Source organism: Streptomyces sp. NBC_00620, assembly GCF_026341825.1.
Lineage (GTDB): Bacteria > Actinomycetota > Actinomycetes > Streptomycetales > Streptomycetaceae > Streptomyces.
This window is the reverse complement of sequence record NZ_JAPENY010000001.1, coordinates 1,659,227-1,674,413: the sequence shown is the minus strand read 5'-3', so window position 1 is coordinate 1,674,413 and position 15,187 is coordinate 1,659,227. Positions and strand designations below refer to the sequence as shown.

The 15,187-nt window shown below is 67.0% G+C and carries 13 protein-coding genes, 1 tRNA gene and 2 pseudogenes; 7 read left to right on the top strand and 9 right to left on the bottom strand.

Features of this window, described 5'->3' with window-relative positions:
• The first annotated feature begins 221 nt into the window (after nucleotides 1-221).
• The 3 genes from OG246_RS07605 (at nucleotide 222) to OG246_RS07595 (ending at nucleotide 3,983) form a co-directional block, all read left to right on the top strand.
• Nucleotides 222-2,747 carry a hypothetical protein gene (locus OG246_RS07605; RefSeq protein WP_266457714.1) on the top strand — a complete coding sequence of 842 codons (2,526 nt, stop codon included), beginning with the start codon at nucleotides 222-224 and terminating at the stop codon, nucleotides 2,745-2,747.
• Nucleotides 2,748-3,354: 607 nt separating this feature from the next.
• Complete coding sequence (locus OG246_RS07600) at nucleotides 3,355-3,576, top strand: type II toxin-antitoxin system VapB family antitoxin (RefSeq protein WP_266457711.1); 222 nt, start codon at nucleotides 3,355-3,357, stop codon at nucleotides 3,574-3,576.
• Nucleotides 3,573-3,983, top strand: coding sequence for a PIN domain-containing protein (locus OG246_RS07595; protein ID WP_266457708.1), 411 nt, complete (start codon nucleotides 3,573-3,575; stop codon nucleotides 3,981-3,983). Before OG246_RS07600 ends, OG246_RS07595 begins: the two co-directional genes overlap by 4 nt.
• Before the next feature lie 101 nt (nucleotides 3,984-4,084).
• On the opposite strand, the gene OG246_RS07590 is transcribed toward OG246_RS07595, so the two are convergent.
• Both OG246_RS07590 and OG246_RS07585 read right to left on the bottom strand, forming a co-directional pair.
• On the bottom strand, nucleotides 4,085-4,468 hold the full coding sequence (locus OG246_RS07590) for a hypothetical protein (RefSeq protein ID WP_266457705.1): 384 nt from the start codon (nucleotides 4,466-4,468) through the stop codon (nucleotides 4,085-4,087).
• Nucleotides 4,465-6,162 carry a hypothetical protein gene (locus tag OG246_RS07585; RefSeq protein ID WP_266457702.1) on the bottom strand — a complete coding sequence of 566 codons (1,698 nt, stop codon included), beginning with the start codon at nucleotides 6,160-6,162 and terminating at the stop codon, nucleotides 4,465-4,467. The genes OG246_RS07590 and OG246_RS07585 overlap by 4 nt, the downstream gene beginning before the upstream one ends.
• Nucleotides 6,163-6,545: 383 nt before the next feature.
• Here OG246_RS07585 and OG246_RS07580 point away from each other — a divergent pair, with 383 nt between their 5' ends.
• Nucleotides 6,546-6,941 (top strand): hypothetical protein, encoded by a 396-nt coding sequence (locus OG246_RS07580; RefSeq protein WP_266457699.1) that lies wholly within the window; start codon nucleotides 6,546-6,548, stop codon nucleotides 6,939-6,941.
• A gap of 560 nt (nucleotides 6,942-7,501) precedes the next feature.
• Here OG246_RS07580 and OG246_RS07575 read toward each other — a convergent pair.
• From OG246_RS07575 to OG246_RS07565, 3 genes and pseudogenes are all read right to left on the bottom strand, one after another.
• On the bottom strand, nucleotides 7,502-8,191 hold the full coding sequence (locus OG246_RS07575) for a hypothetical protein (RefSeq protein WP_266457697.1): 690 nt from the start codon (nucleotides 8,189-8,191) through the stop codon (nucleotides 7,502-7,504).
• 256 nt (nucleotides 8,192-8,447) lie between these two features.
• On the bottom strand, nucleotides 8,448-8,858 hold the full coding sequence (locus OG246_RS07570) for a VOC family protein (protein ID WP_266457694.1): 411 nt from the start codon (nucleotides 8,856-8,858) through the stop codon (nucleotides 8,448-8,450).
• Nucleotides 8,859-9,039: 181 nt separating this feature from the next.
• A pseudogene (locus tag OG246_RS07565) lies at nucleotides 9,040-9,445 on the bottom strand (DUF1152 domain-containing protein); the annotation flags it as partial.
• A gap of 2 nt (nucleotides 9,446-9,447) precedes the next feature.
• Between OG246_RS07565 and OG246_RS07560 the strand changes: the two are divergent.
• Nucleotides 9,448-9,837: pseudogene (locus tag OG246_RS07560) on the top strand (site-specific integrase); the annotation flags it as partial.
• A gap of 90 nt (nucleotides 9,838-9,927) precedes the next feature.
• On the opposite strand, the gene OG246_RS07555 reads toward OG246_RS07560, so the two are convergent.
• Nucleotides 9,928-10,001: transfer RNA gene (locus OG246_RS07555), tRNA-Gly, on the bottom strand.
• A gap of 538 nt (nucleotides 10,002-10,539) precedes the next feature.
• On the opposite strand from OG246_RS07555, the gene dcd reads away from it, so the two are divergent.
• A complete protein-coding gene (gene dcd, locus OG246_RS07550) occupies nucleotides 10,540-11,115 on the top strand; it encodes a dCTP deaminase (protein WP_266457691.1) in 576 nt (191 codons plus the stop codon).
• Nucleotides 11,112-11,615 carry a phosphoribosyltransferase gene (locus tag OG246_RS07545; protein WP_266457688.1) on the top strand — a complete coding sequence of 168 codons (504 nt, stop codon included), beginning with the start codon at nucleotides 11,112-11,114 and terminating at the stop codon, nucleotides 11,613-11,615. Before dcd ends, OG246_RS07545 begins: the two co-directional genes overlap by 4 nt.
• Before the next feature lie 82 nt (nucleotides 11,616-11,697).
• Here OG246_RS07545 and OG246_RS07540 read toward each other — a convergent pair whose 3' ends face one another.
• From OG246_RS07540 to OG246_RS07530, 3 genes are all read right to left on the bottom strand, one after another.
• Complete coding sequence (locus tag OG246_RS07540; protein WP_266457685.1) at nucleotides 11,698-12,603, bottom strand: Yip1 family protein; 906 nt, start codon at nucleotides 12,601-12,603, stop codon at nucleotides 11,698-11,700.
• 83 nt (nucleotides 12,604-12,686) lie between these two features.
• The gene (locus OG246_RS07535; protein ID WP_266457682.1) at nucleotides 12,687-13,778 is read right to left on the bottom strand and encodes an IS630 family transposase; all 1,092 of its coding nucleotides are present in this window, start codon (nucleotides 13,776-13,778) and stop codon (nucleotides 12,687-12,689) included.
• A gap of 103 nt (nucleotides 13,779-13,881) precedes the next feature.
• Nucleotides 13,882-15,138 (bottom strand): VCBS repeat-containing protein, encoded by a 1,257-nt coding sequence (locus OG246_RS07530; RefSeq protein WP_266463957.1) that lies wholly within the window; start codon nucleotides 15,136-15,138, stop codon nucleotides 13,882-13,884.
• Nucleotides 15,139-15,187: the final 49 nt, after the last annotated feature.

The following is a 15,187-nucleotide window of genomic DNA, read 5'->3' as shown; positions in this document are numbered from 1 at the left end:
TGGTGGCCCAGGAGGTCAGGAGTGCCGCAGGTCGGCGATTCCTAGGCGTACATGACGATCAAGTCGGCGCTGTCACTGCCGACCCTTAGAGTGAACTGATCGCCGCCTGTGGCGGATGTGCCGGGGGCGGTTCTCAGGGGAAACATTCAGGGGGGCCATTGATGTCCGTTTTTCGTGTCGGGTGGGTTCGAAGACGTGCTGCGGCGGGACTGTGCGGAGCAGTGTCGACTGCCTCGCTGCTGCTCGCGCCCGCGGCGACGGCGTCGGACAGCGGTCCGGCGACGGTGGGCATGGTGTCGTCGACGGATGACGTGGCACCCCGCACCGGGCGGAGCGTCGAGCTGGGAGATGACGGGCGCGTCGAACTCGTCGACGGGCGTGACATCCGGGTGACAGCGGATCCGGAAGGCGCCGCTCCCGCGCTGCGCTACTCCGTCGCCTCGGTGGACGGCGTGGTGTCCGTGCGGCCGACAGGCAAGTCCGCGGCCGACCGCACGACCGCGAAGCTCCCGCTGACCGCGCGGACCAAGGCCGCCCAGAGCACCCCCACGACGACGTACGCCCCCACGACGACGTACGCCGCCGCGGCGACCTACGCGGTCAAGCTGAGCATCACGAACGCCGACGTCCGGTCCAAGTCGTTCTACGTCTGGGACCGCAAGACCTGGACGTCGTACGCCGTCGACAGCGACACCGCCGGCGCTTCGTCGACCGTGAAGCTGCCCCCGGGTGACTACTTCTCGGTCGCGCTGCACAACGACTGGCTGGAGCCGAGCTACCTGCTCACGCGCACCTTCTCGGTCGGTTCGGCCGCCAAGACGGTCACCTTCGACCAGCGCGCGGCCAAGGAGGCCGCGATCCGAACCGACGACACCACCGCCACCCGGGATGCGGCCGCCGTGTGGATCAGCGTCCCGGGCGGCGACCTGGCGGGCTTCGCCGGATCGGGAGCCGACAAGGTGTATGTCACTCCGTTCTCGGTGGGTGGCGTCTCGCTGCGCCTGCACGAGGTGCTCGGCAAGAAGGGCGCCTCGGCGAGCGTGCCGAGCCCTCACCGCTACGACCTCACACACAGCTTCACCACCACCGTGCCCGCCTCGCCCATCGCGACGGTCCGCGCCTCGGCCCTGGCGAAGACCGTCACGAAGGTGGGCGCCCCGGGCACCCGGACGACGGCCTTCCTGCAGAGCGCCCCGTCCTTCGGCGAGTGGACGGGCGTCTACATCGGCAGCGCGGTACCCGTCGGTGGTTCGGTCACCGAGTACGCCACCCCGGGCGTCACCTACAGCCGACTGCTGTCCTACGGCACCGGTGAGCTGAGTCTGAACCTCCCGGACCGGATGCTGGCAGCCGGGACCGGCGCAGGCGAGAGTCTGGGCGCGGCCCCGCTTCAGCCGGTTCGCAGGGAGTGGGGTGGCTCGCAGCGGAACTTCGGGAAGATCGTGTTGTCCGAGTCCAACGCTTTCAGCGACGCGGTCGGCCACGCGGCGATCGACGGCCGTGCGACGTACTCGTACAAGCTCGCCTCCTCCGAGGGTGTCACCTACGCACAGGCCACCGGCCTCGACGGGTATCACTCGCTGACGTCGTCGGCCCTGCCGTCGCTGCAGAGGACATACATTCTGGACCAGACCGTCCACCGCCGTGTCCCGTACTCCCGGCTGTCCACGGACGTCCACAACGAGTGGACCTTCCGCTCGGCCTACGCCGAGGGCCGGGAACTCCCGCTGATTGACGCCCGGTTGAGCGTCCCGGGCCTCGACGGGTATGGCCGCGCGGCTGCCGGTCCGGTCCAGATCCAGGCGAGTGCCACCACCCGCGCCACGGACGCGGCGGAGGCGAACACCCGGATCACCGGGCTCGCCTACTCCACCGACGACGGAGCCACCTGGACGGACCTGGCCGTCGCGTCGGACGGCTCGGCGACGCTCGACCTTCCCGCCACCGCCTCCTTCGTCTCGCTGCGCGTCACCGCCGCCGACGACCGGGGCGGCAGCCTCCGCCGCACCATCACGCGGGCGTTCGCGGGCCCGGCAGCACAGGGCGATGAGACGGCGGGGGCGACCCGCATCTCGAACGTAGTGGTCAACGGGGGCAAGCGGGTCGAGCTCACCGACGCCCCACTGCAGGAGTTCGGGGCGAAGTTCACCGCCACCGACCCGTCGGGGATCAGGGGCGGAGACATGTACCTCTACAAGGGTTCGTACGACACCCCCGACGCCATTCTCTACGGCACCTGGCCGGCGGCCTGCACCAAGGCCAGCGCGACCACCTCCACCTGCGAGGCGCACTTCGCCTACATCCAGCCGCGCTGGGCGCTCGGGCGCAACTCCCTGGCCGGCACCTGGAAGTTGGCCGCCTGGGCCGAGTCCGCGGACGGTACAAGCCACGTCGACCTGCACGCCGCCAAGTCGGTGCCCGTCGTGCGTGACGCGACCCTGACGGTCAACGCGGCTCCCGAGCCGGTGGCCAAGGACAAGACCCTCACCATCACCGGCAAGTTGTCCCGCGCGGACTGGGAGACGCTCGGTGGCTACCACGGCTATTCCGGCCAGAAAGTGACGCTGCAGTTCCGGAAGAAGGGGACGTCCACGTACACGACTGTGAAGACGGTCACCACCAGCAGCTCCGGAAGCCTGAAGACCACGGCGAAGGCGTCGGCGGACGGCTACTGGCGTTACACCTTCGCCGGTTCGTCCACCACCGCCCCCATCACCGCCTCGGGCGACTACGTCGACGTCCGCTGACCTCGCCGGGTCCCGGCTCCACGGCCGGGACCCGGCCTCCACCCGGTCCATCAGCGTCCGCGGCACGCTGGGCCTGGACCTCACTTTTGACCGAAGCGACATCCGCGCCGTAGGACCGTAGTGCCGACACGAGGCAACTGATTTCTGCCGCCCGGCAAAGAACAAGCCCCAGGCGAATGACCTGGGGCTTCAAGAAGAGCGGGTGACGAGAATTGAACTCGCACTCTCAGCTTGGGAAGCGACGGCGCTTGGGGTGCCGGGGAGCTTCTGACCTGGGCGTATGTGCTCCCGCGAGGCGTCCGAGGGGGCGGGATCTCACCGCTGTTGACCGTGGTTCACCGGTCCTATGGGCACGCTGTGGGCACGGCGTCGTGACGGATGGGCGACGGCGGCCTGTGAGGCGCACTTCCGGCTCGGGACGACTCGACTCGCAGGTCGACTGAGCGGCGACATCACGACTGCACACACCTGTGGATGGAGCACGGACACAGCTGCGGAGTGTCCGTCGCGACTGCGCATACCGGGATTCGGCGCTCAGACGTGGATCCTCGAATGTTGGTGACGTATTCTTCCATGTACATCACCAACATTTAGTGGGAGGTGCGGTATGTCTGTGACCCAGATCGACATCGACGATGACGCCCTGGAACGTGCCATGGCTCTGTCCAAGGTCAGGACCAAGAAGGAGGCGGTCAATCTCGCTCTGCACTTCTACGCCGAGCAGCAGGAGCGTGCGGCGCGCATCAGCCGGCACTTCGAGCGCGCGCGTGAGTGGGGTGCCGTCGAGGACGCCGAGCGCCTGCACCGGGCGGAGAAGGACGGCCGGTGATCTACTTGCTCGACACGTCCGGTCTGGTCCGGCTGCTCCGCGAGCCGAAGCTGCAATCGGCCTGGTACGACGCGATCGATGCCGGGGCCATCGCATCTTGCTACGTGCAGCGCGCCGAGTTCCTGTACAGCGCCCGAAACGGTCGGGAGTACGACGAGATCTCGGAAATGTTCACTGACCTCTACCCCGACGTCCCGGTGCCGAAGAACGCAGGACGCTGGATCGGCGCGGTGCAACACCGTATGGCCCAGGCCGGAGAGCATCGCAGTGCCTCGGCCGTGGACCTCGTCATCGCCGCTACAGCGGCTCATCACGGCCTGGCCGTCCTCCACGACGATGCGGACTACCGTGCCATTGCCCGGCACGCATCCGACCTGACCGAGCACAACGTCCACGACATCGCCTGAGACGTTTTCACCGCCCGACAGGTTGTGGATGGGAAGGTTTCCGAACGGGTGCTCCCCTGTCCCCGCGCCATGTGACCCTAGCCCTCGGGTCGTCCTCGCTGTCAGGCGAAGGTGGCGATCAAAGAGAGAGCGGAACTCAGCAGGGAAACGAGTCCGGGGATGCCATCGCATTTGGTCAGGATCTGTTCCAGCGTGGTCCTCGCCACGGTGCGGCCGCCGGTGTCGTCGAGGCGTTGCTGGGCGGTGAGATCGAGAAGGACGACGCACTGCTGGTAGTCGTTGACGCGTCCTTGCTCGGCCGCCAGTTGCTGGCGGATGCGGTCGAGCAGAGCGGAGAATTCCTTCAACTGATCCGAGCCAGAGCCGGTGTTGGTCTGGTTCTGGTGGGAATTGGTGGCACCCGGCTGGTTCTGGACGTTCCCCATCGCCCCGTAGTTCACGACGCCGGAATTGGCGTCCGGGGGCTGGCTGTTCCTGCGGATCACGCTATTCCTCCTGTCGGCGGGGGCTGGGCGTTCATCCGAGAACCAACGGCTCCGGGCTGGTTCTGTACGGAGCCCATCTCGCCGTAGTTGATGACGCCGGAGTTCTGGAGAATGACCGTGGTCTGCTGCACGTAGGAACCGGTGTCGACGTTGTGATCCTCAAGGAACCTCTCGACCGAGTCGAAGATGCGCCGTTGCATCATCTCGATGTAGCGGCGTGCGTCGTCGTACTGGAGCATGTCGTCCATATACCGGGTCGAGTACGCCTCGCGCAGGCTCACCGGCCCTTTTTGCTCGTCGAGTTCTGGGCGCCGGCGGTTCTTTCCCGGGTTGAACAGCCGGACGAACACCAGCGCCACGTCCACGGCCGAGGCGAGCCAGGCGCGGCGGTGCCAGGACCAGCCGGACTTGCTGGCCTCGCCGTCGGCGGAACGCAGCGTGGGGTGGAGAGGGTTCATCACGTGGGGGCGGACGGTGACCCTCAGATAGTGGTCCTCATAGGCGAAGCCCACGAAGACCGAGGCCGCCAGTTCACCGTCCCAGGAGATGACCCGGGCGCACAGGAACCGGCGGGCCACCTTCGGAGCGCGTTCCGCGCCGACGGCCTGTGCGCCGTGTTCGGCCAGGACGTTCAGTGCCGTCCACAGCTCAGGAGTGATGCCCTTCCAGCGCTCGGCGGAGATCGCGGCGACGCCGTACGCTTCGAGCCGGTTGTCCGGGTGGAAGTCCGGGCTCGGCGCGGCACCGCGCTTGAGTTCGCGTACGACATGCGCGAGTAACTCGTCCGGGGTGAACCGTCTGACACCGGCCGGCTCCGGTCCGGTCGTACGGGGACCCGGGACAGCGGAGAGAGGTCCGTCGTCGTTCTCGGGCTTTGGCTGCGCGGGCAGGACGTCGATGCCGATCGGGGCCTCATACCAGACTTTTCCCGCTCCGAGGAAGTGATATCTGGGGCCGCCCGCGCGGATCTCGGTGACGTACGGGATTACCCTCCCGAACTTGAGCTGTCTGACGGCCGTCAGGGCACGGCGGCTCTTGCGGGTGAGGCCGCGTGCCAGGGTGCCCGTCTCGATGGATCCTCCGGTCATCTGCACGAGGCGGCGGTGAGCGAGGAGCCGGTCGAGGTAGAAGGCGGCCCATAAGCCCGCGACCACCACAACGGGGGCCAACTCGGCGGCTGTGGTGCGCAGACACGCGAGTCCGGCCAGTACGGCGAGGGTCATGACGGCCCGCCGAAGGTACAGCAGATCCTCGGCGGCGGTGCAGCGCTCGACGACTGGGGTGAGTTCGAAACCGAAGGCGGGCACAGGGCGGCCGGCGGCGAGGCGGTTGCGTACCCAGCGAACATAGCCGTGCCCGATGATCACTTTCGGCTGTGGTTTCGCGGGCACCTCGTCCGCGTTGGCGTCCTTCTGCGCTTTCTGCTTCTTGTCCAGCCGCTTCTGCACGAACTCGGGCGTCAGCTTCTTCTTGAGCTCGGCCCGCTCTTTCTTCTGCCACGTGCGGAACTCCGCTATGGAATCAGGTCGCAGGTAGGCCGCCGCACTCAACAGCCATGTCGTCTCCGTCTGCTCCAGCCCCTGGCCGTGCGCGCCACCCATGACACCCAGCGGTACGGAAGGCGCGTTGAACAACAAGCTGTCGATGGTCGCGGAACTGTCCGCGTCCTTGCCGAGCTCTCTGCCTAATCCCATGGCCCACTCACGCCCCGTCTGCGCCTCGGCGTGCCCCCCTTGGCTGCCGACGGTCCATGCTGCCGCGTGTGCTGGACCCTGGCCATACCACCAACCGCAACAAAACCGGCCGACCAAAGAGCGCGAGTGGCGCCCAGGTTGCGCCGCTCCGGGGTAATCCGGGGTAAGGGGACAGCGGGGGTGTCGAGGGCTTCGGCGACTTCGCACCAACAAACAAGCCTCAGGCCACTGACCTGGGCCTCCCGATCCTACGAGTGACCGGATCAACCCACCAACAACGTAAGGAGTGACCGGATCAACCCACCAACAACGTAAGGAACTTGATCGGGCGATGTCGGGTGATTGCCTGACAGGTGAGGGATGGGTCCGATAGATATGTGAGCGTGAACGACTTCACGCCCCCCGAGGATGGCGAGCCCACCCGTTTCGCCAAGGCGAAGAACTGGTGCAAGAAGCACGAGCCGAGGTTCCGCGCCGCTGGCGGCGCAACTCTGGCCATCGGCGGCGTGATCCTGGCCGCCACGATCGCCAGTCGCATCGAAGGGCGGGACGCCGAGAGGTACGAGGTCGAGGATTGGGACCCGCTCTCAGCCCCTGAAGAGGCGGACCAATCTCGTCAGTCCTTCCTCGGCCCTGACCGTGACCCCTTCCTGCGGAGGCTCCCCGCTGGCCAGCACGCCAGCGAAGAGGCCAAGGCGAGGTATAGGGAACTGGTAGGGGACGAGCTTCCTGACGGTTACACCGTGGTTCGCCGGTGGCTCTACGAGACCGTAGCTTGAGCGGAGGGCACTGCGGCCCCATACTCCTGTGCAGTGCCGGCGGAGCTGCTGCAGAACGGTCGGATCGGTGCTGGCCTGCGCCCACGCCGGTCATCGCCAGCACGATGCTTGCCTTGGCATCAGCCCGTGCGAGTTCGCTGGTGAGCGTCCTGAACGCATCGTTCAAGTTGTCGGACGAACGGTCCGCGCCACTGTTCAACCCTGTGGCATGAAGCCTCCGTCCCCTGACACAGACACGTTGATGGACGGCTACCGGTTAGCCCGCGCCCAGCAAGTCCGACATGCATTACCCACAGACCGCTTCGTCCCGAAGTAACTTGGGGCGCTCGCTGTCCTTGGGCGGCTGTGCCAGTCACCTGCGCTGATGGTCCGCTGACGTCCACGGTTGTTCGCGGTTGTGCCTCGTGGTTGTCACGCAGTTAGACACTCATCTGCCTGGCAGGCCATTGTCCGGTCTCGGTTGATGCTTGACGCGCTGACGTCACTTGATGCTTGACGGCTGCGCGCCCGGTTGGCCCTCCGGGCGGCTGGCGGGCTGGTGTCCGGTCCCGGATTGATGCTCAGTCCGCTTCAAGCTTCCTGATGTCCAGACCGAGGCCACGTTCGGGTTCGTCGGTCTCCCAGATCGTGAGCCCGAGCGGAATGCTCTGGGTGCGCGAAATTCCGAAGACGCTGAAGCGCAGCGGAACGGCGATCTCGGAGCCGGTGAAAGCGCTCTTGGGGCCATCGCAGCCTGGTTCGCCGATCCGGCCGATCAGTTCGAGCATGATCGATTCCCCCGGTTCCAGCCTGAAGGGCACCTCAAGAGCGGGGGCATCCTCATCAACGGCTGTGAATTGCGCCCGCACCGGCTGCCAGAGGCACGGCGCATGGCTCTGGCGCCAGTCAGCCAGCGCCGGCCCGGGATCGATGATCTTGATGCTCCGCGAACTGGCGTTGTGGATCTCTTGATGCAGTGTGAGTGTGGCACCGTAGTCGTTCTTGACCATAAGAGCCCGGCCGTCAACGAGGAATGAGTCCACTTCCCAGGCGTCGGTCGACGATGTCGCGTAGGGCTGGCTGCCACCCGCCGTGAGCGGCTGGAACCCGGCCAACCACACCTTGCCCGTCAGCGGCACGGCCACTACGACCGCAACGATGCCGGCGACGAAGACCCAGATCACCCGGCGCCGCGTTATCCGCCCCCTGCGGGCTGGGCCCACAGCATCTGCGTCGACGGTCTGCTCGGCTGTAGCACTCGTCTCCGACATGCGGATCATCCTGGCCCGGACTGGAGCTGCCGGGAAGCTCAGGAACGCTGACGATCAGGTAAACGCACCCGTCGACGACCGAGGGCGACGTATCCGACGGCGCGCACCTTCCTCTACTGGTGGCGGTCCCGCTGTCAGTCGCGTCCAAGACTCAGGGGCAGAGTTTGGGCACGACAGGCTAGAACTGTTAAGCCTCAACCGACGTAGAAGCGTTAAGCCTCATCTGAACTCAGGCACTTCGGCTGGGGCGTGTCTATTAGTCGCGCTTGGGCCAGATCGGGCCCTGGTCGGTCCAGATGACGCCCTTGTTGCGGCACAGGCAGAAGGGGTGGCCGATCGGGTCGGTGTAGACCTGCCAGCCGTAGCCGTTGGGGCCGATGAAGTCCTGCCTAAGCGTCGCGCCGAGGTCGAGGACGCGGCGCTGCTCGGACTCGATCTCGTCCACTTCGAAGTCGAGGTGGAACTGCTTGGGGTGCTCGCTGTCGGGCCACTGCGGAGCGCGGTAGTCGTCCACCCGGATGAATGCCAGCTCGATCTCGCCGAACTGGATGCCGGCCCAGTCCTCGGAGCTGCCTTCCTTGATCGGACGGCCCGTCACCTCGGAGTAGAAAGCCGCCAGCTTCATCGTGTCCGGGCAGTCGATAATGAAATCGGTGAGTCGCAGCATCCCGGGATCTTGTCACGAGCTCACACCCGACTTCGAGACAGGCCCTAAGCAGCTCCGCTGAGGTGCGGGAACAATAAGTTCCTGGGGCTTCGCCCCCAGACCCCGTTCACCAGGGGCGGCCAGGTTTGTACCGCAGGTGCGGATCAGCAGCGGACTTCGGCGGAGCGGCGGCGGGTCCAGCTGGGATGCGCCGAAGCGGAGCCTCGTACTGTTCCGGCCGGCTGCTGAGCAGTAGGGCTCTGAGGTCTTGGCGCTGCTTGCCGTTGAGACCGAGTGCCTCGGTGATCCTGCGGAACGTCGTGTGTGTGATGCCGCGACTGCGGGCATCGGCCTCGAACTGGTCGAGTTGTAGGAGCGTGCCCTCCGGGTCGAGCTTCTGTTCCGGCTGGCTGCCGAGCCAACTGGCCTTGTTCCGCTCGTAGTCGATCTCCAAGTAGCCGCAGATTTCGCGGCTGTACTGCTCGGCTTCCTCAAGGCTCTCCGTCGCGAGGATGGCGCGGGCAAGTTCGTTGCGAGTGAGAGCGTCGTCCAGGTCCGCTTCATGGACCGTGGGGGCCTTCGCCGGTGAGCGGGACCGGTAGGCCGGCACAAGGACGTGAAGCAACACCTCGCGTGGTTCGTAGAGAAGGGGCCGGACGGGTTGCTCTTCGTCGGCGAGAAGGGTGCGCCCTTCCGGCGCACGTCGTTCGGTCGGAAGTGGCGTCGGGCCCGCACGGTCGTCGGCCTCCCGGACGGCTTCCGCTTCTACGACCTTCGCCACACTGGACACACACTTGCGACCCGCTCGGGCGCCACTCTCAAGGACACGATGGTGCGGGCCGGCCAGTCCTCCGAAAAGGCCGCGCTGATCTATCAGCACTCCGACGAGGAGCGGCAGCGCGACCTTGCGGCCGGACTCGACGACATGGTCCGTGCCGAACGTGCGAAGCACCACAACGGCGATCGCGCGCACCACAAAGGGAAGCCCACCGGAAGCTAGCCAAGCCCCTATGGTGCGGTTGTGGTGCGCACCTCGCCCACCGGTCTAGACAACAAAGAACCCCCGGGTCATCGACCTGGGGGCTTCAAATGGAGCGGGTGACGAGAATCGAACTCGCACTCTCAGCTTGGGAAGCTGATGTTCTACCACTAAACTACACCCGCGTAAGACGCCGGTTTGGGCCGGTGTCGAATGCCCGCTCACTCTACCTCATGCCTGGCCCCCGGCGTTGAAGCCGTGGGGCCACGGTGCGTTTCGGGGAGGGGGATGCGGCTGCGGGGGACCGGAGTTGGGGCGTACGGTGGGGGCGCGGAAGAGGGTCTGTGTGTGACCGGAGTGCCGCCTGGAGGGGCATCCCTTACGTCCCGTAATGTGGGCTTTCGTCGTCAGTCAGACGCGGCTCTGGGGAAGGGACTCTGAGGACTTGATGGAGCGCACCGTCGTCCGTTGTGCCGAGGGGCACGTGTTCAGCACCGCTTCGTTCCCGATGCAGCAGGCCGAGCGGCTCGGCCCTGGTCGGCTCATCCGGTGTCCGCGTTGTGCGCGGCTCCGGAACGTCGTACCGGTCACGTTGGAGAAGCGGTAGCGAGCGGTAGTCAGCGGCAGGAGAAGTGGTAGCAGTAGCGGTCTGAAGCAGTAGGCCGTAGGTGAGGCGCGGGGGACTGTGCGCAATTGCTGACAGTCCCCGCGTATCCTCGGGGCGTGCTTCTCTCAGACAAGGACATCCGGGCCGAGATCGATGCCGGACGGGTGCGGATCGATCCGTACGACGAATCCATGGTGCAGCCGTCGAGTGTCGACGTGCGGCTCGACCGCTACTTCCGGGTGTTCGAGAACCACCGCTATCCGCATATCGATCCGTCCGTCGAACAGGCGGATCTGACCCGGCTCGTCGAGCCCGAGGGCGATGAGCCGTTCATCCTGCATCCCGGGGAGTTCGTCCTCGCCAGCACGTACGAGGTCATCTCGCTCCCTGACGATCTCGCCTCGCGGCTCGAGGGCAAGAGTTCGCTCGGGCGGCTCGGGCTCGTCACGCACTCCACGGCCGGGTTCATCGACCCCGGGTTCTCCGGGCACGTCACCCTTGAGCTGTCGAATCTCGCGACTCTCCCCATCAAGCTCTGGCCGGGGATGAAGATCGGGCAGCTGTGCCTGTTCAGGCTCAGTTCGCCGGCCGAGTTCCCGTACGGCAGCGACCGGTACGGGTCCCGCTACCAGGGGCAGCGCGGGCCGACCGCGTCCCGCTCCTTCCTCAACTTCCATCGGACCCAGGTATGAGCGACGCAGACGTGCGGGAGAACCTGACCTACGAGCTGTTCGGCACCGCCGTCCGCGAGCTCGCCCAGACCATCGCCGACGACGGGTACGAGCCCGACATCGTGCTCTCCATCGCCCGCGGGGGTGTCTTCGTCGCCGGCGGGCTCGCCTACGCCCTCGACTGCAAGAACATCCACCTGGTGAACGTCGAGTTCTATACCGGTGTGGGGACCACCCTGGAAATGCCCGTCATGCTCGCCCCCGTCCCCAACACCATCGACTTCTCCGACAAGAAGGTCCTGATCACCGACGACGTCGCCGACACCGGCAAGACGCTCAAGCTGGTGCACGACTTCTGCGTCGGCGCCGTCGCCGAGGTCCGCAGCGCCGTGATCTACGAGAAGTCCCACTCGCTGGTGAAGTGCGAGTACGTGTGGAAGCGGACCGATGAGTGGATCAACTTCCCGTGGAGTGTCGAGCCGCCCGTCGTGAAGAGGGCCGGGCAGGTTCTCGACGCCTGACCCTCCCCTGGACACCGTGAAGGCCCCCGGCAGCGCGCAAACGCCGGGGGCCTTCACGTACGTACGAGACGTACTGGACGTACTAGAACGTACCCAGCTTGATGATCGACAGGATCGCGATCAGCTGGATCGCCGAGGCGCCGAGCGCCTTCGGCCACGGGAGGTCGTGGGACTTGCTGACCATGAGGGTCAGCAGAGCGCCCGCGGCGACCCAGGTCGCCCAGCCCAGGAGCTGGACGAAGGACGCGTCGCCGCCGAAGAACATGGCGACGACCAGGCGCGGGGTGTCCGTGAGGGACATGATCAGCATCGAGAGGCCGACCGTGGGCTGCCAGGCGCCGTCGCCGCCGAGCTGGCGGGCCAGGGTGTGGGTGACCACGCCCAGGATGAAGGTGCTGAGCACGATCGCCACGGCCGTCGTCAGGACGATCGGGATCGCGTTCGAGAGGGTGGCGTTTATCGCGTCCTCGCGGGCTCCGTCGAAGCCGAAGACGGCGAGCAGGCCGTAGAGGAACGTCACGATCAGGGCCGGGGCCCACATCGCGTAGTCGCGCATCTGGAGGAAGGTCGGGTTGGGGCGGGTGATGATGCCCTTCAGCAGGTCCTTCCAGTGCAGGCGGGGGCCCACCGGCGGGGCCGCGGTCTGACCGGCGCGGTAGGTACCGCCCTGGTTGTACGGGTCCTCGCCGACCGAGAAGGCCTGGGTGTGCCCGGGCTGGTTCGCGGCGTACGGGTCCGGGCCCTGCTGCGGGTGCCCGTCACCGAAGTACTCCGGCTCGTCGTAGCCACCACCGCCGGGCCCGGCCTGGGGCCAGCCGCCCTGCTGCCCGCCGTACGGCTGCTGCTGCGGCGCGGGTGGGTAGCCGTACGGCGGCCGGCCTCCCTGAGGAGGCCCTGGGGCCTGCTGCCCGTACGACGGTTGCTGCTGTTGCGGTCGCCCTTGCGGGGCGCGGTTGTCCCGGCCGCGTCCGATCCTGAATCCAGCCACGTTATCGAACGTACCTGGTCCCGGAGAGTGACGTGCGGGAGCCGGGGCGCGGGCCGGGCTTTGGGGCCTATCTGTGACATCACCTAGTCTTCTGAGTCAGGAATTCTATTCAGATAACTGGCGAGGCGTTCGAGGATCTCGTCCGCGGTCTTCGTCCAGACGTAGGGCTTCGGATCGGTGTTCCAGGCGGCGATCCAGGTGCGGATGTCCTTCTCCAGCGCTTGGACGGTCCTGTGGACGCCTCGCCGTATCTGTTTGTTGGTCAGTTCGGCGAACCAGCGCTCGACGAGGTTCAGCCAGGACGATCCGGTCGGCGTGAAGTGCAGGTGGAAGCGGGGATGGGCCAGCAGCCACTTCTTGATGGCGGGGGTTTTGTGGGTGGCGTAGTTGTCGCAGATGAGGTGGACATCCAGGCCGGCAGGCACCTCTTTGTCGAGCTTGGTCAGGAACTTCTTGAACTCCTCGGCACGGTGTCTGCGGTGCAGGGAGCCGATCACTTTGCCGGTGGCGACCTCAAGGGCCGCGAACAGGGTGGTGGTGCCGGCCCGGACGTAGTCGTGCGTTGCCCGCTCGGGAACCCCGGGCATCATCGGCAGGACGGGCTGGGACCGGTCCAGCGCCTGGATCTGCGACTTCTCGTCGACACAGAACACCAGGGCCCGCTCGGGCGGGTCCAGGTAGAGGCCGACGACATCGTGGACCTTGTCGACGAAATACGGATCGGTCGACAGCTTGAAGGTCTCCGACCGGTGCGGCTGCAGGCCGAAGGCCCGCCAGATCCGTGACACCGACGACTGCGAAAGACCCATCTCTTTCGCCATCGCCCGCGTCGACCAGTGCGTCGCGTTCTTTGGAGTGGACTCCAGTGTCCTGGCGATCACCGCGGCGACCTGCTCGTCCGTCACCGTCCTGGGACCGCCCGGACGCGGCATGTCTCCAAGACCAGCGATCCGGTACTGCACGAACCGGGCCCGCCAGCGGCCCACCGCATGAGGTGTGGAGCCGAGTTCAGCAGCCACGTCCTTGTTCGACGCACCCGCGGCACAGGCCAGGATGATCCGACACCGCAATGCCCATGCCTGCGGCGTGGAATGTCGCCGCACCCACCCCTCGAGTGCGGCCCGTTCCTCGTCCGACAGCGTCAACTCGGCCTTCGGCCGCCCCGTCCGTGCCATGGAACAAGCCTATACATCTGAATAGAAGTCCTGACTCAGAAGACTAGGGGGAATCACAGGTGCCCCCTACGGGAGGGCACAGGACCCTGCGGAGCAGCCGGTGTCAGGAGTCCATTCCCAGGAACTCCGAGGTGGAGAAGGTGACCGTCGGCTTCGGGGCGACCAGGTTCGTGCTGCCGCCGCCCGGGTACAGCGCGACCGTGTCCTTCGTCTCTCCCGGGTACGTCCGGACCACCAGGTCCGCCCGTCCGTCCCCGGTGAAGTCGGCGACGGTGAGGACGCGGGTGGTGCCCTGGGCGGGCGGCTGTACGGTCACCATGCCCGCCGTGGCGAGACCGGCCGTACGGCCTCGCAGTATTCGTAGTTGCGAACCGCTGGAGACGAGTTCGCTCAGGCCGTCTCCGTCGAAGTCGCCGGAGTCGAGCACCGAGCCCGCGGTGGTGATGCTGCCGCGGGTGGTGCCGGGCAGGTCGTAGCGCAGGGAGGTTCCGCCCATGGCGCCGACCGCCGCGTCCAGGGCCTTGCCCTTGCCGAAGTTGCCGAGGGCGACGTCGATGCCGGTGGGCAGGGCGGCGCCGGTGCGGGTGGGGCCCGCCGGGCCGCCGAGGACGATCGCGGAGGTGGCGGCGCTCTCCGCCGTACGGACGAGGAGGTCGTCGTAGCCGTCGTGGTTCACGTCGGCCGCGGTCCCCGTGGGCACGTTGCCCGGGGAAGCGAGGGGCGCGCCCGCCGCGCGCGGGGCGCCTTTGCGGGTGAACGGGCCGCGGAGATAGGTGAGTTGGCCGTTCGAGGCGTGGACTACGAGGTCCGTCGCACCGTCTCCGTCGAAGTCGCCGGGGACCGGCTGGTCCGGCCAATCGTTGCCGGAACGTGCCTGCGCGGGGATGGTCAGCTCGACCGCCTTGCCGGTCAGGCCCGAGGGGGAGCCGAAGAGGATCTGGAGGGGTACGGGGGGCATGCCCTGTCCGTCGTACGGCGGGTCCGTGGAGACGACGAGGTCGGTGAAGCCGTCCCCGTCCAGGTCGCCGCTCGCCTCCGCTTCGAAGAGCGCGGGGAGTTGGCCGTCGGTGGGGGCCGCCTGCCGGGCAGGGCTGAGGAGTTGGCGTGCGCCGGGGGTGAGGCCGCGGACGGATCCGTACACGATGCCGATGCCCGCGTCGTCGCCGTGGGTGTCGTCGGGGCCCTTGACGAGGTCGTTCAGTACGAGGTCGGGGTGGCCGTCACCGTTGAAGTCGTCCGGCGTCTTGCTGCCCTTGCCGCGCGGGACCGGGAGCTTGGCGGGGGCTTTGGCGACGGTGATGGGGTCGTGCGTGGCGGCGGGCTTGGTTTCGTCCGTGCCGGTCCCGGCGCATCCGGCCAGTCCCGCCAGCAGCAGGACGCATCCGAGCCCGGCAGCCGCCGTACGTATC